This is a genomic window from Novosphingobium guangzhouense (assembly GCF_002896965.1).
GTDB classification, from domain to species: domain Bacteria; phylum Pseudomonadota; class Alphaproteobacteria; order Sphingomonadales; family Sphingomonadaceae; genus Novosphingobium; species Novosphingobium guangzhouense.
Window position 1 is genome coordinate 22,384 of sequence record NZ_LYMM01000038.1, and the last position, 23,796, is coordinate 46,179.

Consider the following 23,796-nt stretch of genomic DNA (forward strand, 5'->3'; position numbering starts at 1 on the left):
CTCTCCCTTTCCGGTTCGGTGCAAGACTGTCGGCGCGGGCGGCAGGGGTCAACGACAGGCAGGCACAGGCGCGCGACATATCGCGCAACGGATGGAGCGCGGACTTATCCACCTGATTCCCGCGTTCGTGAAATGGACGGGGGCGCGCCGTTTCGGCATTCCGAATCGCCATGTGGCACATCTATCAGTTCCCCCTCTGCCCCTTCAGTCGCAAGGTTCGGCTGCTCATGGCAGAGAAGGGCATCGCGTATGAACTTCAGACCGCGCGACCGTGGGAGGGCGAGGATCGCCTTTTCGCGATGAACCCCGCCGGGCGCACGCCGGTGATCCGTGAAACCGACAAGGGCCTTGTCCTGTCGGACAGCCGCGCGATCTGCGAATACTTCGAAGAAACGGTGGACCGGAACCCGCTGATCAGCGGCACCGCCCAGCAGCGCGCGGAAATCCGCCGCCTGATCGCGATGTTCGACGAGAACTTCTATAACGACGTATCCGGCCCGCTGCTGCTGGAACGGATGAAGAAGCGCCTGGTCTTCCGCCAGTCTCCCGATGCCAAGGCGCTGCGCGAATCGATGAAGCTGGCGCACGATTATCTCGACTACATCGATTACCTGATCGACAACCGCCCCTGGCTGTCGGGCGCAACGATGACGCTGGCGGACCTTGCGGCGGCGGCGCAGCTGTCGGTCGCGGACTATCTTGGCGGTCTCGACTGGTCGAGCCACGAACAGGCGCGCGGCTGGTATCTGGTGATGAAGTCGCGCCCATCGTTCCGGCCGCTGCTGTCTGAGCGCATGGAAGTGATCCAGCCGCCCAGCCACTACGCCGAAGTGGACGCCTGATAAACTCCGGTCCCCGCGAAGGTCGCAGGGACCGGGTTCACATTACTTGTCGAGCCGAACGGCGCGCTCTTCCTTGGGAACCTGACGCACGGGCACGGCGGCGAGCCACTGCTGGAACGCCTCGTTGTCGATCATGCCGCGCGTGATATCGGTGCCCTGCTTGAAGGTGGCGAAGCCGTCGCCGCCTTCGGCCAGGAAGTTGACCACGGTGACGCGGTACTTCGCGGCGGGGGCCAGCGGCTTGCCGTTCAGCGTCAGGGCCACCACGCGGCTGCCCGATGGGCGGCGCATGTCGTAGGAGAACATGAGGCCGGCCGAAGCCGCCAGCGCCTGCTTGTCTCCCGCGTCGTCAAGGCCGTCCTCGATCACGGCGCGGACTTGCGCGCCGGTCAGCGTCATCGTCACCAGTTCGTTGTTGAACGGCTGCGTGGCGTAGACCTGCCCGAAAGTGACGGTGCCGTCGGGCGCCGGGTCGATCGGGGCGCGGATGCCGAAGGGGTTGGTGAAGGCGATCTGCGCGCCCGCCGCCTTGCTGCCCGCCAGCTGCGAATCGGCGATCAGGTTGCCGAGGTCGCCGCCGGTAGCGCTTTCGCTGCTGCCCTTGGCGGCAGGGCCGGACATCTTGCCGACCGGACGCTGGATCAGCCCTGCGGCATCCTTCACATAGCCCGCGACATAGTCCGCCACGTCCGCGCGCGGCTGGAACTGCGGATAGGCGGTGGTGTTGGGCACGTCGCCCCGGCCGCTGGTATAGCCCGCCGACTGGACGATGACGTTGTGCGCCTTCTTGGCGATGACCTTGTGAGTGGCGGGATCGATGGTGAGCGTGATGTCGGTCACCAGCTTGCCGTAGACCCCCGCGCTGGTCAGCAGGATCGGGGAGCCATCGCCCGACTGGCCGTACTGGCACACGTACTGCCAGTGCGTGTGGCCCGAGACGACAAGGTCGACGCCGGGGTTCAGCCGGTCGAGGATGGGCTGGATGTCGCCTGCGAAACCGTCGCACGAATTGGGGTCTTTCGCGGTGGTCTTGCCGCCCTGATGGATCAGCACCACGACGGCGTCGGCGCCCTCTGCCTTGAGCACGGGGATCGCCTTGTTGATCGCATCGGCCTCGTCACCGAAGGTCAGGCCCTTGACCATGTCGGGCTGGACGAGCGTTGGGATCGACTTGAGCGAAAGGCCGACGAAGCCGATCGTCACCTTGCGGGCGCCTTCGCCGAAGGTCTTGAGGCCGGTGGCGGGGAACAGCGTCGTACCATCGTCCTTGTAGGTCGCGGCCGAGAGGTACTTGTAGCTGGCGCCCTTGAACTGTTCCAGCTGGCAGGGCTGGAGGCGCGTGTTCTTATCGCAGCCGCCGTTCTGCAGGCGCTGCAGCTCCTTCCAGCCGCGATCGAATTCGTGGTTGCCCACCGCGTTGAATTCAAGCCCGATGCGGTTCATCACGCCGACGGCCGGTTCATCAAGGTGGAGCGAGGACGCCAGCTGCGATGCGCTGGTCAGGTCGCCCGCCGCGACCACGACATTGTTGGGATGCGCGGCCTTCAGCGAATCGACCGCCGAGGCCAGCCATGCGCCGCCGCCTGCTGGCACGGGGATGGTCTTGCCGTCAGGTCCGGGCGCTTCGACCGCAGCCTTGGGCGGTTCCAGCGCGCCGTGGAAATCGTTGATGGCGATGATGCCCACTTCCACCGGGCTGACCGCCGCAACCGGCGCTCCCGGACGGGTGGCCTGCGGTGCGGCGCAGGCGGCAGTGAAGGCGACAAGTGCAATGGGGGCGAGTCGCGGCAGCGCGCGTAGACGGGGGGAAGTCATGGCGCGGCTCTATCGCAATGAAACGTTGCAGACCAAGGACCAATTTCGCCGACGGCCCGTGCTGCTTTTCAGCGCACCTGTTCTTCCAGCGCGTGCATGTCATCGTCCGAAAGGCCGAAATGGTGGCCGACCTCGTGGATCACCACATGCGTGACAAGGTCTTCAAGGTCCACGCCGGTCTCGCACCATTCGGCCAGCAGCGGCTGGCGATAAAGCATGATGCGCGGCGGCAGGTCGCCCGAAAGCCAGATCGATTCGCTGTCCATCGGGCGGCCATGGTAAAGACCCGTCAGTTCCCACGCGTCCTCGATGCCCATGTCGTGAAGCACCTCGGCATCCGCGAATTCCTCGATATGGACGGTGATGCCTTCAAGGTGCCGGGCGAAGGGCTGGGGGATGCGCGCGAAGGCAGCATGGGCCAGCGCCTCGAATTCGGCGGCGGACGGGGGAGGGCCGAATCTGCGGGTCATGCGCGGGTTGTGGCAGGTATTGGCGCGCGGCGTAAGTCATGGTGGCGGGAATGGCCCGCCGCATAGCGCCATCCACACCTTCGCCCCCCGCCTTCCTTGCGAAAGCGGCGCCATTCTGCGACCAAAACGCCCATGGTTCCGGCAATCTTCGGCCTCTCCGGCCTGACGCTCAGCGACGATGAACGCGCCTTCTTCCGCGATGCGGACCCGGCGGGCTACATCCTGTTCGGCCGCAACGTCGAAAGCCGCGCGCAAGTTCGTTCGCTGACTGACGAACTGCGCAGCATTCACGGGCGCGATCGCCTGTTCGTCTGCATCGATCAGGAAGGCGGCCGCGTCGCCCGGATGAAGCCCCCGACATGGAGCGCCTATCCGCCGGGCGAGGCGTTCGACCGGCTCTATCGCCTTGCCCCCGCCAGCGCGATCGAGGCGGCGCGGCTCAACGCGCAGGCGCTGGGGCTGGACCTTGCCGAAGCCGGGATCAGCGTGGACCTGCATCCCCCGCTCGACTTGCGCCACCCCGGCGCGCACGACATCACCGGCGACCGCGCACTTGGCGCGGACCCGATGCAGGTTGCGGCGCTGGGCCGCGCCATTCTTGACGGGCTGGGCCGTTCGGGCGTTGCGGGGTGCATCAAGCACATCCCCGGCCACGGCCGCGCCCTGGCCGACAGCCACAAGGAACTGCCCACCGTCACTGCTTCGGCCGAAGAGCTGGAACTTGATCTGGCGCCGTTCCGGGCGCTGTCCGCCACCCCCATCGGCATGACCGCGCACGTCCGCTACACCGCATGGGATGGGGAGAACGCGGGCACCCTTTCGCCCTTCGTCATCGAAGAAGTGATCCGCAAGGCCATCGGCTTCACGGGACTTCTGCTGACCGACGACCTCGACATGCAGGCGTTGTCGGGCAGCGTGCCGGAACTGGCGGCGCAGGCGATCGCGGCGGGCTGCAACATCGCGCTCAATTGCTGGGCCAAGATGGACGACATGACCGGCATCGCCACGGCCCTGCCGGTGATGAGCGGGGAAACCGCCGCCCGGCTTGAGCGCGCGCTGGCGGCGGCCGGGCCTCAGATCGTTTCGGCGGCCGAGGCCGGTCACGCGGACCTGCTCGCCCGGCGCGACGCCCTGCTGGCGCTGCGGGCGGCCTGACATGGCCAGCAATCCCGGCCTGTTCGACGACTGGGACGGCGAGGAGCACCAGAGCGGCGCTGGTGCCACCGGGGCGGACAAGCTGTACCTTGAGATCGAGGGCTGGGAAGGGCCGCTCGACCTGCTGCTCGACCTTGCGCGGCGGCAGAAGGTGGACTTGCTGCGGATATCGATCCTTGAACTGGTCGACGCCTACCTGACGTACATCGAGGAAGCCGAGGCGGTCAGGCTGGAACTGGCGGCCGATTACCTCGTGATGGCGGCCTGGCTGGCTTACCTCAAGTCCGCGCTGCTGCTGCCGCGGGACGAGCAGGAGGATCCCAGCCCCGAGGAAATGGCCCTGCGCCTGCAGATGCGCCTGCAGCGCCTTGGCGCCATGCGCGAGGCTGCGGCGCGGCTGATGGGGCGGGACCGGCTGGGGCGCGACGTGTTCCTGCGCGGCGCACCGGAGGGGCTGCGGGTCGATCGCAAGTCGCGCTGGCAGGTCGAATGGTTCGACCTTGTAAGAGCGTATGGCGATGTTAAGATCCGCTCCCAGCCGGTGGTCCACATGGTACGTGAGCGGATGGTGATGACGCTGGACACCGCGATCAGCCGCGTCGCCTCGATGCTGGGCGTGGCGATCGACTGGATGGAGCTGCGGGATTTCCTTCCCCCCGCGCACGGCAGCTGGGAAAGCCCGCAATTGCGCCGGTCCGCGCTGGCTTCCAGCTTCGTCGCGGCGCTGGAACTGGCCCGCACCGGCAAGGCCGAACTGGCGCAGGAAGAAACCTATGGCCCGCTGCGGCTAAGGGCACTCAAGGGCATCGCAAAGTGACACAGGACATCCCTGGCGCCCCCGACGACATGCTGCGCGCCGTCGAGGCGACGTTGTTCGCCTCCATCGAACCGCTGACGGCGGATCAGGTGGCGCTGCACCTCGGTTTCGGGGAGAAGGGCGGCGAAGTGCGCCCCGCGCTGGCCGATCTGCAGCGCCATTATCAGGGGCGCGGCATCCACCTTGTCGAGCGCGGCGGGCGCTGGCATTTCGAAACCGCGCCCGATCTTGCCCACCTGCTGCGCCGCGAGAAGGAAGACGTGCGCCGCCTGTCGCGCGCCGCCACCGAAGTGCTGGCGATCGTCGCTTACCACGAACCCGTAAGCCGCGCCGAGATCGAGGCCATTCGCGGCGTGCAGACCGCCAAGGGCACGCTCGACGTGCTGATGGAGGCGGGCTGGGTGCGCGTTGCCGGCCGCCGCGAAGTGCCGGGGCGGCCGGTGATCTATGCGACGACGCCTGCCTTCCTCGATCACTTCGGGCTGACGTCGCTGAAGGAACTTCCCGGCATCGACGAACTGCGCGCGGCGGGGCTGCTCGATCCGGTCGACGACGACATGATCGAAACCGCGCTGGGTGGCGGAAATGCTCGCGCTTCGGAGAAGTCGGATTCCGAAGATGACTGAGGTGCTACGGTCGAAGGACAGAACCATGACGGGCTGGCAACTTCGCGTCAAAGCGCCTACATGCGCCCCAGTACGGTAGGAATCGTGAGCGGTCGAAATCGACCGCCCGTTTTGGAGTTGAGGTTATGGGTAGCTTCTCGATCTGGCACTGGCTGATCGTTCTCGTGATCGTGCTCGTGCTGTTCGGACGCGGCCGCGTTTCGGAAATCATGGGTGACTTCGGCAAGGGCATCAAGAGCTTCAAGGACGGCATGAACGAGGAAGAGGCCAAGAAGGCCAAGGAAGCCTCGACCCCCGCCGCCCAGATTCCGTCGCAGAAGGCCGATCCCGCGCCGACCACGACGGACGTGAAGAACGAACAGCTCTGAGCGTTCGGAGCTGATCGGGGATGTTCGACGTCGGTGCATCCGAACTGTTGATGATCGTCATCGTGGCGGTCGTCGTCATCGGCCCCAAGGACATGCCTATGGCGCTGCGCACGGCCGGTCGCTGGATCGGCAAGATGCGCAAGATGTCGAACCACTTCCGGTCCGGCATCGACGCCATGGTGCGCGAAGCCGAACTGGAGGAGATGGAGCGCAAGTGGCGCGAGCAGAACGAGGCGATCATGAAGGCCAGCCCGCAGCTGCCTTCGCTGAACCCGACCGCCGAGGACATGCAGGCGCCCGGCGCATCACCGGCTTCCGAAGTGGCCGAGCCCGCCACCGAGGATGCATCGGTGAATGATGCATCGGTGAATGGCGCATCGGTGAAGCAGGCCGAAGAACCCCGGCAGGCCGAAATGCACCTGCCGCCCCCGCCACCCTGATCCCGGCCCGAGCACCCGCACCATGCAGCCCTTTCGCATTTCCGACATCGACGATACCCAGGCGCCGCTGCTCGATCACCTGATCGAACTGCGCGGCCGCCTGCTGCGGGCCTTTCTGGCCTTTGCCGTGGCGTTCGCGGTGTGCTTCTATTTCGCGGGCGATATCTTCTCGTTCCTCGTCCGTCCGCTGACGGGTGCATTTCCGCCCGGACAGGGCAAGCTGATCTACACCAAGCTGTACGAAGCGTTCTTCGTCGAAGTGAAGATCGCGATGTTCGCGGCCTTCTTCATCAGCTTTCCGGTGATCGCCAACCAGATCTGGCAGTTCGTGGCTCCCGGCCTTTACGCCAAGGAAAAGAAGGCGTTCCTGCCGTTCCTGATCGCAACGCCGGTGCTGTTCACCATGGGCGCCGCGCTCGCCTATTACGTGGTCATGCCTACCGCGTTCCACTTCTTCCTGACGTTCGAGGGGGAAAAGGGCGGCCTCAAGCTGGAAGCGCTGCCCGGCACAGGCGATTACCTTGCGCTGGTGATGCAGTTCATTCTGGCCTTCGGCATCAGCTTCCTGCTGCCGGTGCTGCTGATGCTGCTCAACCGCGCGGGCATGGTCACGCGCGCGCAGTGCGTTTCGGCACGGCGCTATGCGATCGTCGGCGTCTTCATCATCGCTGCCGTGGCGACCCCGCCGGACGTCGTATCGCAGTTGCTGCTGGCCGTCCCTCTGCTGCTGCTGTGGGAAGGCACGCTGGTCCTGATGTGGTTCACCGAACGCCGCGACGCCAAGGAACGCGCGGCCGAGGAAAAGGCCATCGAGGAAGAAGCCAAGGCCGCCGGACACGCCGCCGCGGAGTGAGGGGAGGAGCGCACTTCGGTTGCGCCTGTCCACGATATTCCGCTATATTGGGGCGAAAGGTGCCCTTATGAACAAGCCCATGACCCTCAATGTCCGCATCGGCGGTGCGCTGAGCGATTTTGTCGCGGCGAATGTGGGCGCGCATGGCTCTTACGAGAACGTCAGCGAATATGTCCGCGATCTGATCCGGCGGGACAAGGAACGGCTCGAAGCAGAGCAGTTTCAGCGCCTTGAAGCCGAATTGCACCGAGCTTTCGCTGCGCCTGAATCAAGTTACACTCCGCTGGATGCGGAATCGGTGATCGCGCGCAATCGTCGCAGCTGACATGGCCGGTTTCAGGGTTTCCGCGATCGCCGGACAGCGGCTTGACGAGATTTACGTCTATACGCGTGACACATGGGGCGATGCACAGGCGCAAGCCTATATACGCGGCCTTTTCTCTCGCTTCGACAGCATAGCACGGCACGACCAGCCGTGGCGCGCGATCCCTGGCGATTTCGGCGTGGATGGCTTTTACTGCCGCCACGAGCACCACTACGTCTATTGGCGGCTGCTTGGTGACGATATGGTGGGTATCGTCACCATTCTGCACGAACGAATGCACCTGATGGACCGGTTTCGCGAGGACAGCGGGGCCTGATCGGGCAGGCCCCGCTGTCCTACCGCCGCACCCCAGCCTTGCCGCCGTCCTGCGCCGCCGACCACGCCAGTCGCCCGCCGATCCACGTTTCCAGAACATGGGTGCCGCGCAGGGCCTGCGGGGCGGCGGTCATCGGGTCTTCGTCCACGAACAGGAAGTCCGCGCGCAGGCCCGGCGCGATGCGGCCCAGCCGGTCCTCCGCGAACAGGGAATATGCCGCGCCCGTGGTGTAGGCGCCCAGCGCCGCTTCGCGCGTCAGGATTTCCTGCGGCTGCCAGCCGCCCATCGGCTGACCGTCGGCGCCGGTGCGGCTGATCGCCACCGCCAGCCCTTCGAAGGGGTGTGCGGGCTCCACCGGCGTGTCGGAGCCGAAGGCCAGCTTGGCGCCGGTCGCCGCGATCGACTTCCACGCATAGGCGCCCGCGAGCCGTTGCGGGCCAAGGCGCGCTTCGGCCATCGTGCGGTCCGACGCTTCGTGCTGCGGCTGCATCGATGCGATCACGCCGTTGCGGGCGAAGCGCGGGATATCGGCGGGGTCGACGATCTGCGCATGTTCGATACGCCAGCGGCGATCGCCCTTGTAGGTCTGCGACAGTTCCTCGATCGAATCGAGCACGGTGGCGTTGGCCTCGTCGCCGATGGCGTGGACGGCCACCTGGAACCCGTCCATCGCGGCGCGGCTCATCAGGTTGCCAAGCTGGGTGCTGCTCATCTGCGGCAGCCCCTTCGTGCCTGCATCGTCCGCGTAAGGTGCCTTGAGCCATGCGCCCCGCGATCCCAGCGCCCCGTCGAGGTAAAGCTTGATGCCGTTCATCTTCAACCGGTCGTCGTCGATCCACGGCGTCGGGCCGGGGCCGCCGATCAGCTGCATCGCCTCGATCCCGCCCGCATAGGCGACGATCCGCATGCGCAACTGGTGCTTGTCGGAGGCGCGGCGGAAGGTCTGCCAGTCCTCGATCGAAGTGCCCATGTCGGCCACGGTGGTGACGCCCGCGGCCAGGAACTGCAGCTGCGCCTCGCCAAAGGCGGTGTCGGCATCTTCGGGGCGCGGTTTGGGGCGCTTCTTCTCGACCAGCGCGGTGGCGGCGTCGATCAGCACGCCCGCCGGGGCCTTCGATCCCGCCACGCGCAGCACTTCGCCGCCTGCCGGGTCGGCCGTTGTGGCGGTGACGCCCGCAGCGGACAGCGCGGCGGAGTTGGCCCATCCCGCGTGCCCGTCGATCCGCATGAGCCAGGCGGGCTTGCCGCCGGTCACCTTGTCGAGTTCGGCGGCGGTGGGCATGCGATCCAGCCCCCAGCTCGCCTGATTCCAGCCACCGCCCAGGATCCACGGCGCTTCGGGATGCGCGGCGGTCCACGCGGCGATGCGGGACAGGGCTTCGTCAAGCGACTTGGCCATCGACAGGTCCAGCGTCATCTTCGCAAAGCCGGTGGCCATCACGTGGCCATGCGCGTCGATCATGCCGGGCACGACGATGCGGCCCTTGCCGTCGACCTTGTAGGCCACCTTCTTGGGCCGCTTGTCGCCCTTGTGGAAGATCTGCGCGATCTTGCCTTCGGGGTCGATCAGGAAGCCTTCGAAGCGCTCCACTCCGCCCCTGCCGTCAGGCGTGACGCCCTCGACGTTGTCGACAAGCACCCCGTCCAGTGCCGGAGCGGCCAGCGCCGGAGATGCCAGCGCCGTACCCGAAAGCAGCGTGACCGCTGCCGCAATCCATGAATTCACGATTTACCCTTCTGGGGGAGCCGCTTGATGATGGCGCTGGTATCCAGTCGCCCGCCGCCCTGTGCCTGAATGTCCGAGAAGAACTGATCCACCAGCGCCGCCACCGGCAACGAGACGCCAAGCCCGCGGCCTTCTTCCAGGCTGAGGCCCAGATCCTTGCGCATCCAGTCGATCGCAAGACCGAAGTCGAACTCTCCGGCGTCCATGGTCTTCCAGCGGTTGTCCATCTGCCACGACTGCGCGGCCCCGCCCGAGATCGCCTCGTAGACCTTGTCCATGTCGAGGTGGGACGCCTGCGCGAAGCGTACCGCCTCTGCCAGCGCGGCGACGTTGCCGGCGATGCAGATCTGGTTGGCCATCTTGGCGATCTGGCCAGACCCTGCCTTGCCGACGTGGACGATGCGGCTGGAGTAGCTTTCCATGATCGGCCGCGCGGCTTCCAGCGCGTCGTCGCGCCCGCCGCACATCAGCGTCAGCGTGCCCTTTTCCGCGCCGATCTGCGAGCCGGTCATCGGGGCGTCGACGCAGTGGATCTTGAGATCGCGCGCCTCGACCGAGATCTGGCGGGCGATGCGCGCCGACACCGTGGTGTGATCGATGAAGGTGCCCCCGCGCTTGAGCATGCGGAACACCCCGTTGGGGCCGAGCACTACATCGGCAAGGTCGTCGTCGTTGCCGACGCAGGTGATCACCACGTCTGCGTCCTGCGCTGCGTGAGCCGGGTTGGCGGCGATGCGATGGGCAAGGCCGGGGTTGGCATCGCGCCACTTGCGTGCGCGTTCGGGCGTGCGGTTGTAGATCGTCAGTTCGTGCCCTGCCTCGGCGATGTGCCGCGCGATCGCGCCGCCCATCGTGCCGAGGCCGATCATCGACACCTTGCGCGGCGGCACTGCCGGGCGGGGCGGGACTGCCGGGGCGGCGGCGGCTTCGGTGGCGCTCTCTTCGGTCATGCGCCGTTCTTAGCGTCTTTTGCCCAAAAGCAAACCGCCATAGCTGTCGTTCCACACCGGTTCGGGGCGACTTTGCTTTCCATTCGGCGCGGTTTCCGGTAGGCGCGCGGGTCTATGGACCAGACTTTGCTCAACATCGCTCCCGCGGACGCCGTGGCTTCCGCCACCGACGCCCCGCTGACCGCAGCCGACGTTCGCGCGGCGGCGATGCGAATTTCGGGCAAGGTCGTGCGCACGCCCACGCTCTACAGTTCCACGCTGAGCGCGATCACCGGCGCCGACATCTGGCTCAAGTTCGAAAACCTGCAGTTCACCGCCGCCTACAAGGAACGCGGCGCGCTTAACGCGCTGATGCTGCTGACCGAAGAGCAGAAGGCGCGCGGCGTCATCGCGGCGTCTGCGGGCAACCATGCGCAGGGCCTCAGCTACCACGGCACGCGCCTTGGCGTGCCCGTCACCATCGTCATGCCCAAGACCACGCCGACCGTGAAGGTCATGCAGACCGAAAGCGTGGGCGGCAAGGTGGTGCTGGAAGGCGAAAGCTTCGACGAAGCCTTTGCCCATGCGCGCAAGCTTGAGGCCGAACTGGGCCTTACTTTCGTCCACCCCTTCGACGATCCGAACGTGGCGGCCGGGCAGGGCACCGTGGCGCTGGAAATGCTGGAGGACGTGCCCGAACTGGATACGCTGGTGCTGCCGGTCGGCGGCGGCGGCCTGTCCACCGGCATGGGCACCATCGCGCGCGATATCCGGCCCGATATCCGGCTGGTCGCGGTGGAGGCGCAGCTTTACCCTTCGATGTACAATCTGCTCAAGGGCACCAGCCTGCCGATCGGCGGCGATACGCTGGCCGAAGGCATCGCGGTGATCGCGCCGGGCCTGATGACATCCAGGGTGCTGCGCACGCTGGTGGACGAATTCCTGCTGGTCAGCGAACCGCAGATCGAAAGCGCGCTGGCGCTGCTGCTGCAGATCGAAAAGACGCTGGTCGAAGGCGCGGGCGCATCGGGGCTTGCGGCCGTGCTCAACAACCGCGAACTGTTCGCGGGCCGCAAGATCGGCCTTGTGCTGACGGGCGGCAACATCGACACGCGCCTGCTGGCCAACGTGCTGCTGCGCGATCTTGCCCGTTCCGGCCGCCTTGCGCGCCTCAAGATCGGGTTGCAGGACCGCGCCGGCGCGCTGTTCAAGGTTGCCAAGATCTTCCACGAACACAACGTCAACATCATCGAAGTCTTCCACCAGCGCATCTTCACGCACTTGCCCGCCAAGGGCCTCGTCACCGAGATCGAGTGCGAGGCGCGCGATCAGGCCCAGTTGCAGGCGCTGATCGCCGGGCTGCGCCGCGAAGGCTACGAAGTGAAGCTGGTCGAAACCGACTGACCCTTGCGGCGTTGTTCCCCGCAAGCCGCGTGAAGTGGCGTTTGCGGGTAACGATTACATCGGCCCGCCGCCCCGTTTTGGCACGGGTGCGGGCCGATAGCGCCAGTCCGGCGTTAATTCGCTGCCGGATGGTCGGTTTTTGTGGTTAAAGGACTCGCAAGACGCTGCGGCGCTATGCATATTTGGGACAGCAGGCGGACATGAAGGTCGGCAGCAAACGCTAGAGGAAGATCCAGTTAGGTGACGGCCCCCGTTCGATTCCCGCGCTTTTTCGTGACGAGCCCGGCGCCGTGCCCGTATCTTCCGGGCCGTAGCGAACGCAAGGTGTTCACCGAACTCAAGGGCCCGCACGCCGATTCGCTGAACGATGCGCTGGGCCGCATCGGCTTTCGCCGCAGCCAGACGGTTGCCTATCGCCCGTCCTGCATCGATTGCAACGCCTGCGTCTCGGTGCGCGTGGTCGCCGGGGAATTCCGCGCCTCACGCACGCAGAAGCGCACGCTGGATGCGCATTCGGACCTTGTCGCCACCGTCTGCCGCCCCTGGTCCACCAGCGAACAGTTCGAACTGCTGCAGCGCTATCTTGCGGCCCGCCACCCCGAAGGCGGGATGACGACGATGGACGAAGTCGATTTCGCCGACATGGTGGAACACACCCCCGTCACCAGCTACGTCATCGAATACCGCGAACCTTCGGCTGACGGCGTCGTCCCCGGCCGCCTCGTCGGCGCCTGCCTGACCGACCGCCAGTGCGATGGGCTGTCGATGATCTATTCGTTCTACGATCCCGAAAGCGAACGGCAGGGGCTGGGCAACTACATCATCCTCGATCACATCCGCCGCGCCACGGACATGGGCCTTGGCTACGTCTACCTTGGCTACTGGGTCGAAGGGTCGGCGCGCATGCAGTACAAGGTGCGCTATCGCCCGATGGAAAAGCTGGGTCGCGCAGGCTGGGAACGCATAGAACCCGCCGAACACGACCGCCTGATCGCCGCCGCCGTAGCCAACCCCCACCGCGACGACGGCGCCACCGGCCCCAAGGACGGCATGCCCTCCGTCACCAAGGGCTGATCAGCGCCGCACCGCCACGCTATGTCAGAGCGGTGTTGGAAGGTCTGATTTGGGTGGTTTGCGGTCCTGCGGCTTTTGGGCAGCAAGTGCACAAAGGCAGAAGGTAGCTTTATGCGCATTCCGCCGGATCGGCCCTTGAATAAGCAATATATTGACCATCGTTCGCGAGCATCTGAAAACTGTGAAGGTCAGTTTCATCAAAGACACCATATGTCTCTTGATTTACGACCTTATAGAAGTTTAGAAATTTTCCTGAGCCTCGTTTATCTATAGAGTATTGGTATCCAGAAGCTGACACGTCAGCAGATATAGGGCGTTCGGCAGTAAGCGCGATCCCTGTCTTATGGCGCTCTAAGTGGAAACCGATGATCGGAAAATTTTTCTGCTCGATTATCATGCCATTAGCTTCGAGCCGTATAGGAGGTGCGCTTTTCGAGGCGAAGCAACCATATGCTAAATGGTTGAGTGGATCAGGTTTTGGCTTTGGTCCGACGAAAAGCGCCGCTCCAATGAACACGGCCATTCCGATCAGTCCGATAAACTTGAGATGCCCTTCCAGTTTTGTTCCGGCGTCGTAAGGCATCATTGAACCTGTACTATGAAGGCTACGCCGGGAAGAGTCCGGCTTTGCGACCGCTTTGGAATCTCAAGCACCTGCTCGTCAACGACTAGGATGGGGCGTTTGCCGACAGTCCACTTTCCTACACATGGCGCATTCCAGTACATTGCGATCCATGCAACGCCCCCAGCATCCCCGTCACAAGGTTACACCACAAGGTTACACCTCAACCGCGCAAGGTGACACATCGACGGCTAAATGTGTCACCTTGCGGCCCTAAGGTGACACTTTCCGGCCCCAAGGTGACACCTTTTCCCTCTGGACCGTGTAAAGCGTGTAAACCTGTCACCTTGCGCATCGCGCGTCGGGCCCTGTTCCCCTTTGCCCGCACTTGGGCTATCCGCGCGCGTCATGAGCAAGACCGAAACCCTTTACGCCGCCTTTGCAGGCCACCTTTCCGCCGCGCTCGATGCGCTGGAAGCAGCGGGCACGCTGCCGGGCGGCCTCAAGCGAGGCGCGATCACGGTCGAGCCGCCGCGCGATCCCTCGCACGGCGATCTTTCCACCAACGCCGCGATGGTGCTGGCCAAGCCCGCCGGGATGAAGCCCCGCGATCTGGCAGAGGCGCTGGTGGCGGAACTGTCGAAGCTCGATTCGGTGACTTCGGCCGAGATCGCCGGGCCGGGCTTCATCAACCTGCGCCTCTCGTCCGCCACCTGGCTCACCGAACTGCGCGCGATTGCCGGTCTGGGCGCGGATTACGGCCGTTCAAGCATGGGCGGCGGGTCGACGGTGAACATCGAATACGTCTCGGCCAACCCTACGGGTCCGATGCATATGGGCCACTGCCGCGGCGCGGTTGTCGGCGATGCGCTGGCGACGCTGCTGGAATTCGCGGGCCACAAGGTCATCAAGGAATACTACGTCAACGATGCCGGCGCGCAGGTGCAGGTGCTCGCCCGCTCGGCCCACGTGCGTTACCGCGAAGCGCTGGGGCAGGACGTCGGCGCGATCCCGGAAGGGCTCTATCCGGGTGAGTACCTGATCCCAGTCGGCCAGCAGCTGGCGGCCGAGTTCGGTGACAGGTACGCCGCCGCGCCCGAATCGGAGTGGCTGGTGCTGTTCCGCGAAAAGGCGGTCGCCGCGATGCTGGTGATGATCAAGGAAGACCTTGGCCTGCTGGGCATCCACCACGACCTGTTCTCGTCCGAGGCGGAACTTCAGGCCAGCGGCAAGCCTGACGAGGCGGAAAGCTGGCTGCGCGCCAAGGGCCTCGTCTACGACGGCGTGCTCGAAGCGCCCAAGGGCAAGACGCCTGATGACTGGGAGCCGGTGGAACTGCCGCTGTTCAAGTCGACCGCGTTCGGCGACGATCAGGATCGCCCGATCAAGAAGTCGGACGGCACCTGGACCTACTTCGGCGCCGATCTTGCCTACCACTTCCAGAAGGCCCAGAGCGCCGACGCGCTGGTGGACATCTGGGGTGCGGATCACGCCGGCACCGTCAAGCGCATCAAGGCCGCCGTCGCTGCCATGACGGGCGCTGACGGTGAACCCACGCCGTTCGAGATCAAGCTGGTCCAGATGGTCCAGCTGCTGCGCGACGGCGAGCCGGTGAAGATGTCCAAGCGTTCGGGCAACTTCGTGACGCTGGCCGAAGTCGTGACGGAAGTGGGCAAGGACGTGGTGCGCTTCACCATGCTGACCCGCAAGCCCGAAGCGCAGATGGACTTCGATTTCGCCAAGGTGGTGGAAGCGAGCAAGGACAACCCCGTCTTCTACGTCCAGTACGCCAATGCCCGCGTCCACTCGACGCTGCGCAAGGGGCTGGCCGAAGGCGGCTTCACCCCCTCGGGCGATCACCTTGAGCTGCTGGGCGAAGAGGAACTGGAGCTGGTCAAGCTGGCCGCGCAGTTCCCCCGCATCGTCGAGGCTGCCGCAGCCGCGCGCGAACCGCACCGCATCGCCTTCTACCTTGGTGACGTGGCTGCAGCGTTCCACGGTTACTGGAACCTTGGCAACGATCGGGTGGAAAAGCGGTTTGTTAACGCGCAGGATGCAAACCTGACGGGCGCCCGTCTTTTCCTGGCGGCGCAGATCGGGCAACTTGTCCGCAACGGCCTGGCTCTGCTTGGGGTCGAGGCGGTGGAGGAAATGTGATCCATGGCAGGCGCTGACGACGGCTATTTCCCGAAACCGGAAAAGAAGAACCCGGTCTTCGGTAACGGCAGGCAGGGCACCCCCTACTTCGAGGAGGACGGCGCCGCGCGGTCAGCCTCGGCCGCGTTCGGCGGCCTGTCGCAACAGTCGCAGCAGCCGCACCAGCTCCAGCTGGAGGAGGACGTGCGCCTCCCCTGGCTTGAGGGCGATGACGACGGTTACGAGGAAGCGCGTTCGGGCATCGGCCAGGGCGTGATCCTGGGCGCGCTTGGGCTTGTCGCGCTGGCGGTGATCGGCGGCGGCGTGATCTGGGCGATCAAGAGCCGCCCGGATCAGCCGCTGGTGGCCGATGGCGGCGTGATCACCGCGCCCAAGGCTCCGTACAAGGTGAAGCCCGAGAATCCCGGTGGCGAAGTCGTCGAAGGGACGGGCGACACCAGCTTCGCCGTGGCAGAGGGGCAGTCCCGTCCGGTCCAGATCGACCGGCGCGATGATGCACCTGCTCCCGGTTTCAGCACACCCACGACCGAAGCGGCCCGGCCTGCGGCAGCAACGCCCGAGGCAAAGCCGCAGGAGGCCGCGCCGGTGGTTAGCGGCGTAGGCGTTCAGGTTGGCGCCTATGCCAACAAGGCGGCGGCCGAAGCCGGCTGGAACACGCTCAAGACCCAGTACGAGCCGCTGGCCGGGATGAGCCACCGCGTAGTGCAGGGCAAGGCCGATATCGGCACGGTCTACCGTCTTCAGGCCGTGCCGGGTGATGCCGCTGCGGCGCGGGCCTTGTGCGCGGGCATGAAGGGCGTCGGGATGAGCTGCCAGGTCAAGAACTGAAGGCCCGGCCGCCCCAAACCGGGCTGCGCCGGGCGGCGGGGTTCAGGCGCCTTCGGAGGCTTCAGGCGCCGGGTCTGCCGCTTCGGTGGGTTCGCCTGCCGGTGCGGCGGGGGCCAGCGGACTTGGCTGGTCAACGGTGCGGCCGTTGGAATCCTGCAACCGGTTGGGCTCCAGCATTGCGGTGGTTTCAAGCAGGTCGAGCGCCTTCTGCACGGCCTCGTAGCGGCGGGCGTCCGCAATCCAGGTATTCGCCGATTCGGCGCCGGGCAGGCGCTCCACTTCGCCGATGGCGGCGTCAATCCGCTTGGCGGTGAGCATCAGGCGGGCACGTTCGATGCGCGCGGCCGGATTGGCGAGCGCGGCCGAATCGCGGCGCACCACGAAGAGCGAAGTGATCTCGTGGCGGGTGCGCTCCCACAGGCTGCGGTTGGTATCTGTCACCGTCAGTTCGGGCGAAAGGGCTTCAAGCCGCGCGCTCAGCCCGTCGATGGTGACCGGGCTGGCGGCGAAGTCCACCACCGTTTGCACTGCGCGGGGCTGGGCGTTCATGAAGCGCAGGCGCAGCTGATCGGCCACGTAGCCAAGCGGCTCTCCCCGGTCGATCATGCGGCGCGCGGCGAAGGCGATAAGCAGCCCTTCGGCCCGTCCGGCGTTGCCGGCCGCCGCATCGGTCTGGAAATCGATGCGTGAAATCCGGTCCTCGATCATCGCAAGCCGACCTTCGACGGTGGCGATCTGCGACATCTGCGCGGCCGGCGGCGCTGAGGGTGCGGGGGCAGCGGCAGGCGCAGGCGCAGTGGCTTGCGATGTCGCCGAAGTCGCCGCTTCAAGCAGTGTAGGCAGATAGCCCCGCGTGGCCAGCCAGGCGACAAGCCCGGCACCGATCGCGAAGGCGACAAGCGCGATGAACAGCGTCATGCCCGCCGAACGGCGAGGCGCGGCGCCCCCGAAGTGCTCAGGGCCGGAATACGCTGAAGTGGCCGGCGGCGGGGTGTCCTGCATCAAGTCCTTGTCGTCGCGGTTAATGTCCGTAAGCGGCTTCTTGGCACATCTGTTGCGCCAAGGCCAGCAATGCGGCGTCGTCCGGGCGGCGGGCGCTGCGGACCGCTGCCCAGCCCGCGCCGGCGTGCGCAGCGACACGCGGGCCGATGGCGGCAAGGCGGATGGACCCGCGCGCGATGGCGGCTTCATCGCAGATCTGCGCGAAGCGGGCGGCAGCCTCGCCGGAATGGAGCAGGGCGATGACGGCGGCAGGCACCGGCTGAGGCGCAGGCGCCCGCAGGGCCTCGATCAGCCCCGCGGGGACGGGCAGCGCTTCGCTGGCGTAGACTTCGCGCGTGGTGATCGTGACACGCGCGGGCGGGTCGAGCATGGTCCGCTCCCGTCCGGCAAGGCGCAGCAGGCGGCTGTGGCCGGGCTGGAGCACGCCAAGCAGGTTCTGCAGGCCGCCATGACCTGTCGCGGCAACCTCCATCCCCGCAGCGCGCGCGGCGGCGGCCGTGGTTTCGCCCACGCAATAGGCCGGCAACCCGCGATAGCCTGCCAGCGCGGTCCCGCCATGACGCAGGGCATTGGCGCTGCCGAGCAGCAGGGCGTCGATGTCATTGCGGGCGACGGGCTGCCAGAGTGTAGGGCGCACCGCGAACAGTGGGAAGACCAGCGCCTTCAGCCCGCCTGCCTGCGCGGCTGCCAGCGTGGAGGCCGCGCCGGGTTCGGGGCGCAGAATGAGGATCACGGGCGGCTCACGGCCCCGCAAAGTGCACCGCGATGGCAGGCACCGCGCGGGCCAGCAGGTCGGCGGCAAGGCGGGCGGGGCCTTTCGCGTCATCGTCCGCAAAGCGGGCTTCGCCGCTGACATGCTCGGCGCCGTCGGGACTGTAGAGCGTGGCGCGCATGACAAGGTCGGCGCCTTCGTTGCGGGTCAGCACCGCGATCGGGCTGTGACAATTGCCGCCAAGCCCCGCCAGCAGCGCGCGTTCGGCCATGACCTGCGCGCGGCTGGGCGCATGGTCCACGGCGGAAACGAAGGCGCGGGTGGCCGCGTCGTCGGCGCGACATTCGATCATGATCGCGGCCTGCGCCGGGGCGGGCAGCCAGTCTTCTGCGTCGAGCGGGTGGCCCGTGCCCGTTTCGCCAAGGCGGTGGAGCCCGGCGGCGGCAAGGAAGGTAGCGTCGGCTTCCCCGGCTGCCAGCTTGGCAAGGCGGGTGGCAACGTTGCCGCGAAAGGTCACCACGGTGCAATCCGGGCGGGCGTGGAGCAATTGCGCGGCGCGGCGCGGGGCGCTGGTTCCGACGACGGCGCCTTGTGGCAGAGCGGCGATGCTTTCCGCGCCCACCAGGACATCGCGCACGTCCTCTCGCGGAAGGATCGCGCCGATCGTGAAGGCTGCGGGGCGGATCGTCTCGACGTCCTTGGCCGAATGCACCGCGAAGTCAATTTCGCCGGAAGCAAGCCAGGCGTCCAGTTCCTTGGTCCAAAGCGCCTTGCCGCCGATTTCGGCGAGCGCGCGGTCCTGTATGCGATCGCCGCTGGCGGTGACGGCAACGATCTCTATATGCGCGGGATCGATTCCGTGCGCCTGAGCAAGCCGGTCTCGCGCTTCATGGGCCTGCGCCATCGCCAGCGGCGAACGGCGTGTGCCCAATTTGTAACGCTCAGGGCGGAAGGTATCGAGTTGTTTATCGTGGGTCATCGGCGGCTTGTGCTACCGGGCATTGTCGTTCAGGGGAAGGCCGGATGAGCATAGTTCTCGGCATCGAATCCTCCTGCGACGAGACGGCGGCGGCGCTGGTCACCGACGGCAGGGTGATCCTCGCCCAACGCATCGCCTCTCAGGACGAGGCGCATCGCCCTTATGGCGGCGTCGTGCCGGAGATCGCCGCACGCGCCCATGCAGAGCGGATCGCCCCGCTGATCGAGGCGACGCTGGCCGATGCCGGGATGACGCTGGATCAGGTGGACGCGATCGCCGCCACCGCCGGGCCGGGGCTGATCGGCGGGGTCATGGTTGGCCTTGTTACCGCCAAGGCGCTGGCGATGGCCACCGACAAGCCGCTGATCGCGGTCAACCATCTGGAAGGCCACGCCCTGTCGCCGCGCCTTGCCGATGCCAGCCTTGAATATCCCTACCTGCTGCTGCTGGTATCGGGCGGGCATTGCCAGATTCTGCTGGTGGAAGGCGTGGGCCGGTTCCGCCGCATCGGCACCACTATCGACGATGCGCTGGGCGAGGCTTTCGACAAGTCCGCGAAGGTCCTCGGCCTTGGCTATCCCGGCGGTCCCGCGCTTGAGCGGCTGGCGCTGCAGGGCGACGCCAGGAAGGTGCCGCTGCCGCGCCCGCTCAAGGGTTCGGAGGAACCGCACTTCTCCTTCGCCGGGCTGAAGAGCGCGGTGTTGCGCGCCAAGCAGTCGGGCGAATATGCCGATGCCGACATCGCCGCATCGTTCCAGCAGGCCGCGATCGACTGCCTGATCGACCGTACCCGCCGCGCGCTTGCGAAGGCCGGCCCGGTGAACGCGCTGGTCGTCGCGGGCGGGGTTGCCGCGAACAAGGCGATCCGCGGCGCGTTGGAAACGCTGGCCGAAGCGCATTCGCTGCCGTTCATCGCACCGCCGCTGGCGCTGTGTACGGATAATGCGGCGATGATCGCCTGGGCCGGTGTGGAGCGGTTCGAGCGCGGACAGTCCGACCCCCTCGACGTGGCCGCGCGCCCGCGCTGGCCGCTCGACCCGGAGGCCGAGACGGTGCGCGGTGCGGGAGTGAAGGCATGAGCGCGAAGATCGGTGTGATTGGCGCGGGCGCATGGGGCACGGCCCTGGCGCAAGCGTTCGCTTCGGATGGCAGCGATGTCCTGCTCTGGGCGCGCGAGGCCGAACTGGTCGAGGAGATCAACCGCGACCGCCGCAACGGCCTTTACCTGCCCAGCGCCGCGCTGGCACCGACGATCCGCGCCTCCAGCGATCTTGCCGAATTTGCGGCGCTGCCCGCGCTGGTGGTGGTGGTGCCCGCGCAGTTCCTTGCTGCGGTCATCGCGGGCCTGCCTGACGGTTCGCGCGATCTGGTGCTCTGTGCCAAGGGTATCGAGGCCGGAACCGGCCGCCTGATGGCCGACGTTGCCGCCAGCGCCTGCGCGTCGGAGCGGCTGGCGGTGCTGTCCGGGCCCACGTTTGCGCACGAAGTTGCTGCCGGGCTGCCCACCGCCGTGACGCTGGCTTGTGGCGGCGGGCGCGCGCAGTGGGACCGGCTGGCGTCGCTGCTCGCCCGTCCGGCGCTGCGGCCCTATTATTCCGACGATGTCGTCGGTGCCGAGATCGGCGGCGCGGTGAAGAACGTGCTCGCCATCGCCTGCGGCGTGGTGGAAGGGCTGAACCTTGGCCAGAATGCCCGCGCGGCGTTGATCGCGCGCGGCTATGCCGAAATGCTGCGCTTTGGCCTTGCGCGCGGCGCCCGTGCAGAGACGCTGTCGGGTCTGTGCGGCCTCGGCGATCTGGTGCTGACCTGCTCTTCCACGTCCAGCCGCAACTTCTCGCTTGGCCTTGCGCTGGGCAAGGGGCTGACCGCCGCAGAGGCATTGTCGGGCAAGAACAGCGTGGCCGAAGGCGCGGCAACCGCGCCCGTGCTTGCCGATCTTGCCCGCCGTGATGGCATCCAGATGCCCATCGTCGAAGCGGTTGACCGGCTGCTGAAGGGTGAAGCCCCGGCTGGTGCTGTCGTCAACGATCTCCTGTCGCGCCCCCTGCGCGACGAGCAGGAGCCCCTTTCTTGACTGATCCTACCGCCGCCCCCCAGGGAGAGAAGGAGCGCGACGATATCGCCGCGCTTGCCAAGGGTGGGCGAACCAACCTGTTCGGCTTCTTCCTGCGCCTTGCCGCGCGCATCCCGTTCCTGTTCATAGCCGGGCGCGCCGCGTCCTACGGTCCCGCCGCGCTCGGCCGCTTCGCATCGGCGCTTGTGCTGATCGAACTGACCTCGATGCTTTGCACGATGGGCGAGAAGCGTGGCCTGGCGCAGCGCCTGTCCGATACCGAAGGGCAGGTGCGGCCCGCGAACGTCATCGCCGATGGCTCCATCCTGGCACTGATCGCCAGCTGCACCGCCGCGCTGCTCTTCTGGTTCGTGCCGGACGTGCTGTTCCCCGGCGGTCACTATACCCAGATCGATCGCCTGATGGTGATCGCGCTGCCGCCTTTCACGATGACCGAAATCTGGCTGGCCGCGCTCGCCTATCGCCTGCGGGTGAGCCCTACAGTGTGGTCGCGCGCGATCGTTGAGCCATGGACGATCTCGATCATGGCCGGTGCGATGATCTGGGTGGCACCCGAAAGCGGGCTGTCGATCGCCTATATCGCGTCGATCTATGCCGCAGCGATCACCGCGTTCATCCCATTCTTCCGCGAATATGGCCTGCCGCGCGGGTGGAAGCCCCGACCCGGCGCGATGCGCAAGCTGGCACTACGCTCGCTGCCGATCGCGCTGGCGGACGCCATCGAATGGGGCACGCGGCGCGTCGATATCTTCCTGCTCGGCTTCCTTGCCCCGGCCTCGGCCGTGGGCGTTTATTACGCCGCGCAGCAGGTGGCGAGCCTGCCGCAAAAGCTCAAGACAAGCTTCGAGCCGGTGCTTGGTCCGGTAATAACCCGCAACCTCAAGGAAAAGGACTATGCCGCGATCGCCCGGCAGGTCTGTCAGGTGGGTTTCTGGATCACCGCATCGCAGGCGGGCATCGCGCTGGCGCTGGGCATTCCGGGCAACGGGGTGATGGGCCTTGTCGGGCGTGAGTTCGTGGGCGGCACGGGCGCGCTGGCCTTCCTGCTTGCCGCCGAAGTCGTCGCGGCGACGGCGGTGGTGAGCGAAGCGGCGCTGATCTACGTGGCGCGCCTGCGCAACTTGTGGGTCTCTATCGGCACGATCGTGCTGCAGGCGGCGCTGACGCTGTTCGGCATCCTGCTGATGCAGCGGCTGGGCTTCAACCCTCTGTTCCAGGCAGCGGCGGCGGCCTGCGCGTTGATGCTGGCGCTGGGGCTGTCTTCCATCGTCAAGTCGGTGATGCTCTCGCGCATCCTGAAGGAGCCGATCAACAACTGGCGCTGGGCGCTGATATGGGCTGCGGTGCCTGCCGTGGTCATCGGCTTCCTTGCCCTGCGCTTCCTGCCCGAATGGGCGGCGCTGGCGTTCGGCATCCCGGCGATTCTGGGTTCGTACTTCCTCGTCATCTGGAAGAAGGCGTTCGGGCCGGAGGATCGCCGGCTGTTCCAGAAGGCAAAGAAGGTCGAGGCACCCATTCAGGGGCAACTGCCCGGCTGACATTAGCGCTTTCACTGTCTAGGCTTGCCTCATGAATCCCCGCCGCGCATCGATGATCGTCGCCGGAGCCGCGCTGTGCCTGGTCATGTCCTTCGCCGTCACCAAGGCGCGGGGGCTGGCTTTCGTCGATGGCCTTGACCGCCAGGCATCCGCTGCGCGCGATGCCGCAGGCGGCAAGGGCGTGACGCTGAACTTTCGCGACCGTTACGGCTGGCTTACCCGTCACCCGGTTCTTTCCGGCGGCAGGGATTTGACGCCCGCAACCCGCAAGCGTGTTGCCGCTGCCATCGCCGCCGTGCCGGGTATCGCCGGGGTGAGCTGGGCGCGCGACGGGGACGAGCGTAGCGCCTCGGCTCATTGTCAGGACGATGTGGAACGCATCCTCGAAACCCGCACCATCCGCTTTGGCGAGGCCAGCACAAGGCTTGAACCGTCAAGCGAACGCCTTTTGGGCGAAGTGGCGCGCGTCCTGCGGCCTTGCGTGGGCAGCATCATCGCGGTGACGGGGCATACCGATGCTTCGGGCAACCAGAAGGTGAACGTCGCGCTCTCGCAGGCGCGGGCCGAAGCGGTGCGTTCGGCGCTCATCGCGCGGGGTATCCCGGCCCGGAACCTGCGCGCCGCGGGGCTTGGTTCGGCGCGGCCGGTGGAGGGGCTGGACGCTCTGGATCCCGCGAACCGGCGCATCGAGTTCTCGGTGCTGTTCACCGCGCCGGTCAAACCCACGCCGATCGATACGCCTGGGCCGGAGTGACGGGTACAGGATGATGGTGCTCATAATGAT

At 66.5% G+C, this 23,796-nt stretch carries 25 protein-coding genes; 17 read left to right on the forward strand and 8 right to left on the reverse strand.

Translation table 11 applies throughout. The annotated features are described in order from the left end of the window. The first annotated feature begins 170 nt into the window (after positions 1–170). Entirely contained in the window at positions 171–842 is a 672-nt protein-coding gene (locus tag A8V01_RS13785; RefSeq protein ID WP_103096414.1) for a glutathione S-transferase family protein, read from the forward strand. 42 nt (positions 843–884) lie between these two features. On the opposite strand, the gene A8V01_RS13790 is transcribed toward A8V01_RS13785, so the two are convergent. Both A8V01_RS13790 and A8V01_RS13795 read right to left on the reverse strand, forming a co-directional pair. Then, on the reverse strand, positions 885–2,657 hold the full coding sequence (locus A8V01_RS13790; RefSeq protein ID WP_245892537.1) for a bifunctional metallophosphatase/5'-nucleotidase: 1,773 nt from the start codon (positions 2,655–2,657) through the stop codon (positions 885–887). Positions 2,658–2,725: 68 nt separating this feature from the next. After that, positions 2,726–3,127, reverse strand: a complete 402-nt coding sequence (locus tag A8V01_RS13795) for a metallopeptidase family protein (protein WP_103096415.1) — start codon at positions 3,125–3,127, stop codon at positions 2,726–2,728. 132 nt (positions 3,128–3,259) lie between these two features. On the opposite strand from A8V01_RS13795, the gene nagZ reads away from it, so the two are divergent. The 8 genes from nagZ (at position 3,260) to A8V01_RS13835 (ending at position 8,027) form a co-directional block, all read left to right on the forward strand. Next, on the forward strand, positions 3,260–4,282 hold the full coding sequence (gene nagZ, locus A8V01_RS13800; protein ID WP_103096416.1) for a beta-N-acetylhexosaminidase: 1,023 nt from the start codon (positions 3,260–3,262) through the stop codon (positions 4,280–4,282). Position 4,283: 1 nt separating this feature from the next. After that, positions 4,284–5,099 (forward strand): segregation and condensation protein A, encoded by an 816-nt coding sequence (locus A8V01_RS13805; protein ID WP_103096417.1) that lies wholly within the window; start codon positions 4,284–4,286, stop codon positions 5,097–5,099. A 29-nt stretch (positions 5,100–5,128) separates the two neighbouring features. Then, positions 5,129–5,725, forward strand: coding sequence for an SMC-Scp complex subunit ScpB (scpB, locus tag A8V01_RS13810; protein ID WP_103096462.1), 597 nt, complete (start codon positions 5,129–5,131; stop codon positions 5,723–5,725). 125 nt (positions 5,726–5,850) lie between these two features. Then, the gene (locus A8V01_RS13815) at positions 5,851–6,093 is read left to right on the forward strand and encodes a twin-arginine translocase TatA/TatE family subunit (protein ID WP_103096418.1); all 243 of its coding nucleotides are present in this window, start codon (positions 5,851–5,853) and stop codon (positions 6,091–6,093) included. A gap of 20 nt (positions 6,094–6,113) precedes the next feature. Then, positions 6,114–6,533: a Sec-independent protein translocase protein TatB gene (gene tatB, locus A8V01_RS13820; protein ID WP_103096419.1), complete on the forward strand. Its 420-nt coding sequence runs from the start codon at positions 6,114–6,116 to the stop codon at positions 6,531–6,533. Between the two features lie 22 nt (positions 6,534–6,555). Next, positions 6,556–7,386, forward strand: coding sequence for a twin-arginine translocase subunit TatC (gene tatC, locus A8V01_RS13825; RefSeq protein WP_103096420.1), 831 nt, complete (start codon positions 6,556–6,558; stop codon positions 7,384–7,386). 79 nt (positions 7,387–7,465) lie between these two features. Continuing rightward, the gene (locus A8V01_RS13830) at positions 7,466–7,711 is read left to right on the forward strand and encodes a ribbon-helix-helix domain-containing protein (RefSeq protein ID WP_211295016.1); all 246 of its coding nucleotides are present in this window, start codon (positions 7,466–7,468) and stop codon (positions 7,709–7,711) included. Between the two features lies 1 nt (position 7,712). Then, a complete protein-coding gene (locus A8V01_RS13835) occupies positions 7,713–8,027 on the forward strand; it encodes a type II toxin-antitoxin system RelE/ParE family toxin (RefSeq protein ID WP_103096422.1) in 315 nt (104 codons plus the stop codon). 19 nt (positions 8,028–8,046) lie between these two features. Here A8V01_RS13835 and A8V01_RS13840 read toward each other — a convergent pair whose 3' ends face one another. After that, positions 8,047–9,753: an amidohydrolase gene (locus A8V01_RS13840; protein WP_245892539.1), complete on the reverse strand. Its 1,707-nt coding sequence runs from the start codon at positions 9,751–9,753 to the stop codon at positions 8,047–8,049. Next, a complete protein-coding gene (locus tag A8V01_RS13845) occupies positions 9,750–10,622 on the reverse strand; it encodes an NAD(P)-dependent oxidoreductase (protein WP_103096464.1) in 873 nt (290 codons plus the stop codon). Before A8V01_RS13845 ends, A8V01_RS13840 begins: the two co-directional genes overlap by 4 nt. 195 nt (positions 10,623–10,817) lie before the next feature. On the opposite strand from A8V01_RS13845, the gene A8V01_RS13850 reads away from it, so the two are divergent. Both A8V01_RS13850 and A8V01_RS13855 read left to right on the forward strand, forming a co-directional pair. Further along, a complete protein-coding gene (locus tag A8V01_RS13850; RefSeq protein ID WP_103096423.1) occupies positions 10,818–12,086 on the forward strand; it encodes a threonine ammonia-lyase in 1,269 nt (422 codons plus the stop codon). Positions 12,087–12,326: 240 nt separating this feature from the next. Then, positions 12,327–13,160, forward strand: a complete 834-nt coding sequence (locus A8V01_RS13855; RefSeq protein ID WP_103096424.1) for an arginyltransferase — start codon at positions 12,327–12,329, stop codon at positions 13,158–13,160. Positions 13,161–13,269: 109 nt separating this feature from the next. On the opposite strand, the gene A8V01_RS28195 is transcribed toward A8V01_RS13855, so the two are convergent. Beyond that, complete coding sequence (locus A8V01_RS28195) at positions 13,270–13,746, reverse strand: hypothetical protein (protein WP_170065932.1); 477 nt, start codon at positions 13,744–13,746, stop codon at positions 13,270–13,272. A gap of 384 nt (positions 13,747–14,130) precedes the next feature. Here A8V01_RS28195 and argS point away from each other — a divergent pair, with 384 nt between their 5' ends. Together argS and A8V01_RS13865 are read left to right on the forward strand one after the other, a co-directional pair. Next, the gene (gene argS, locus A8V01_RS13860; RefSeq protein ID WP_103096425.1) at positions 14,131–15,879 is read left to right on the forward strand and encodes an arginine--tRNA ligase; all 1,749 of its coding nucleotides are present in this window, start codon (positions 14,131–14,133) and stop codon (positions 15,877–15,879) included. A gap of 3 nt (positions 15,880–15,882) precedes the next feature. Next, complete coding sequence (locus A8V01_RS13865; RefSeq protein ID WP_103096426.1) at positions 15,883–16,707, forward strand: SPOR domain-containing protein; 825 nt, start codon at positions 15,883–15,885, stop codon at positions 16,705–16,707. A gap of 42 nt (positions 16,708–16,749) precedes the next feature. On the opposite strand, the gene A8V01_RS13870 is transcribed toward A8V01_RS13865, so the two are convergent. The 3 genes from A8V01_RS13870 to hemC are packed head-to-tail and all read right to left on the reverse strand — an operon-like array spanning position 16,750 to position 19,400. Next, complete coding sequence (locus A8V01_RS13870) at positions 16,750–17,709, reverse strand: hypothetical protein (protein ID WP_342747387.1); 960 nt, start codon at positions 17,707–17,709, stop codon at positions 16,750–16,752. Positions 17,710–17,728: 19 nt separating this feature from the next. Next, positions 17,729–18,442 carry a uroporphyrinogen-III synthase gene (locus A8V01_RS13875; protein ID WP_245892540.1) on the reverse strand — a complete coding sequence of 238 codons (714 nt, stop codon included), beginning with the start codon at positions 18,440–18,442 and terminating at the stop codon, positions 17,729–17,731. A gap of 7 nt (positions 18,443–18,449) precedes the next feature. After that, entirely contained in the window at positions 18,450–19,400 is a 951-nt protein-coding gene (gene hemC, locus A8V01_RS13880) for a hydroxymethylbilane synthase (RefSeq protein ID WP_103096428.1), read from the reverse strand. A gap of 44 nt (positions 19,401–19,444) precedes the next feature. On the opposite strand from hemC, the gene tsaD reads away from it, so the two are divergent. Genes tsaD through A8V01_RS13900 form a run of 4 tightly spaced genes read left to right on the forward strand, consistent with a single transcriptional unit; the run spans position 19,445 to position 23,766 of the window. After that, the gene (tsaD, locus tag A8V01_RS13885) at positions 19,445–20,479 is read left to right on the forward strand and encodes a tRNA (adenosine(37)-N6)-threonylcarbamoyltransferase complex transferase subunit TsaD (RefSeq protein WP_103096429.1); all 1,035 of its coding nucleotides are present in this window, start codon (positions 19,445–19,447) and stop codon (positions 20,477–20,479) included. Further along, positions 20,476–21,474, forward strand: a complete 999-nt coding sequence (locus A8V01_RS13890) for an NAD(P)H-dependent glycerol-3-phosphate dehydrogenase (RefSeq protein ID WP_103096430.1) — start codon at positions 20,476–20,478, stop codon at positions 21,472–21,474. Before tsaD ends, A8V01_RS13890 begins: the two co-directional genes overlap by 4 nt. Beyond that, a complete protein-coding gene (locus A8V01_RS13895) occupies positions 21,471–23,012 on the forward strand; it encodes a lipopolysaccharide biosynthesis protein (RefSeq protein ID WP_103096431.1) in 1,542 nt (513 codons plus the stop codon). Before A8V01_RS13890 ends, A8V01_RS13895 begins: the two co-directional genes overlap by 4 nt. A 31-nt stretch (positions 23,013–23,043) precedes the next feature. Continuing rightward, positions 23,044–23,766, forward strand: a complete 723-nt coding sequence (locus tag A8V01_RS13900) for an OmpA family protein (RefSeq protein WP_103096432.1) — start codon at positions 23,044–23,046, stop codon at positions 23,764–23,766. The last annotated feature ends 30 nt before the right edge of the window (positions 23,767–23,796 follow it).

What these genes read in the sequence shown, in the direction of transcription:
- A8V01_RS13785 (WP_103096414.1), top strand. Translation starts at nt 171, where the DNA reads ATGTGGCACATCTATCAGTTCCCCCTCTGCCCCTTCAGTCGCAAGGTT.
- A8V01_RS13790 (WP_245892537.1), bottom strand. Translation starts at nt 2,657, where the DNA reads ATGACTTCCCCCCGTCTACGCGCGCTGCCGCGACTCGCCCCCATTGCA.
- A8V01_RS13795 (WP_103096415.1), bottom strand. Translation starts at nt 3,127, where the DNA reads ATGACCCGCAGATTCGGCCCTCCCCCGTCCGCCGCCGAATTCGAGGCG.
- nagZ (WP_103096416.1), top strand. Translation starts at nt 3,260, where the DNA reads ATGGTTCCGGCAATCTTCGGCCTCTCCGGCCTGACGCTCAGCGACGAT.
- A8V01_RS13805 (WP_103096417.1), top strand. Translation starts at nt 4,284, where the DNA reads ATGGCCAGCAATCCCGGCCTGTTCGACGACTGGGACGGCGAGGAGCAC.
- scpB (WP_103096462.1), top strand. Translation starts at nt 5,129, where the DNA reads ATGCTGCGCGCCGTCGAGGCGACGTTGTTCGCCTCCATCGAACCGCTG.
- A8V01_RS13815 (WP_103096418.1), top strand. Translation starts at nt 5,851, where the DNA reads ATGGGTAGCTTCTCGATCTGGCACTGGCTGATCGTTCTCGTGATCGTG.
- tatB (WP_103096419.1), top strand. Translation starts at nt 6,114, where the DNA reads ATGTTCGACGTCGGTGCATCCGAACTGTTGATGATCGTCATCGTGGCG.
- tatC (WP_103096420.1), top strand. Translation starts at nt 6,556, where the DNA reads ATGCAGCCCTTTCGCATTTCCGACATCGACGATACCCAGGCGCCGCTG.
- A8V01_RS13830 (WP_211295016.1), top strand. Translation starts at nt 7,466, where the DNA reads ATGACCCTCAATGTCCGCATCGGCGGTGCGCTGAGCGATTTTGTCGCG.
- A8V01_RS13835 (WP_103096422.1), top strand. Translation starts at nt 7,713, where the DNA reads ATGGCCGGTTTCAGGGTTTCCGCGATCGCCGGACAGCGGCTTGACGAG.
- A8V01_RS13845 (WP_103096464.1), bottom strand. Translation starts at nt 10,622, where the DNA reads ATGATCGGCCTCGGCACGATGGGCGGCGCGATCGCGCGGCACATCGCC.
- A8V01_RS13850 (WP_103096423.1), top strand. Translation starts at nt 10,818, where the DNA reads ATGGACCAGACTTTGCTCAACATCGCTCCCGCGGACGCCGTGGCTTCC.
- A8V01_RS28195 (WP_170065932.1), bottom strand. Translation starts at nt 13,746, where the DNA reads ATGATGCCTTACGACGCCGGAACAAAACTGGAAGGGCATCTCAAGTTT.
- argS (WP_103096425.1), top strand. Translation starts at nt 14,131, where the DNA reads ATGAGCAAGACCGAAACCCTTTACGCCGCCTTTGCAGGCCACCTTTCC.
- A8V01_RS13865 (WP_103096426.1), top strand. Translation starts at nt 15,883, where the DNA reads ATGGCAGGCGCTGACGACGGCTATTTCCCGAAACCGGAAAAGAAGAAC.
- A8V01_RS13870 (WP_342747387.1), bottom strand. Translation starts at nt 17,709, where the DNA reads ATGCAGGACACCCCGCCGCCGGCCACTTCAGCGTATTCCGGCCCTGAG.
- hemC (WP_103096428.1), bottom strand. Translation starts at nt 19,400, where the DNA reads ATGACCCACGATAAACAACTCGATACCTTCCGCCCTGAGCGTTACAAA.
- tsaD (WP_103096429.1), top strand. Translation starts at nt 19,445, where the DNA reads ATGAGCATAGTTCTCGGCATCGAATCCTCCTGCGACGAGACGGCGGCG.
- A8V01_RS13890 (WP_103096430.1), top strand. Translation starts at nt 20,476, where the DNA reads ATGAGCGCGAAGATCGGTGTGATTGGCGCGGGCGCATGGGGCACGGCC.
- A8V01_RS13900 (WP_103096432.1), top strand. Translation starts at nt 23,044, where the DNA reads ATGAATCCCCGCCGCGCATCGATGATCGTCGCCGGAGCCGCGCTGTGC.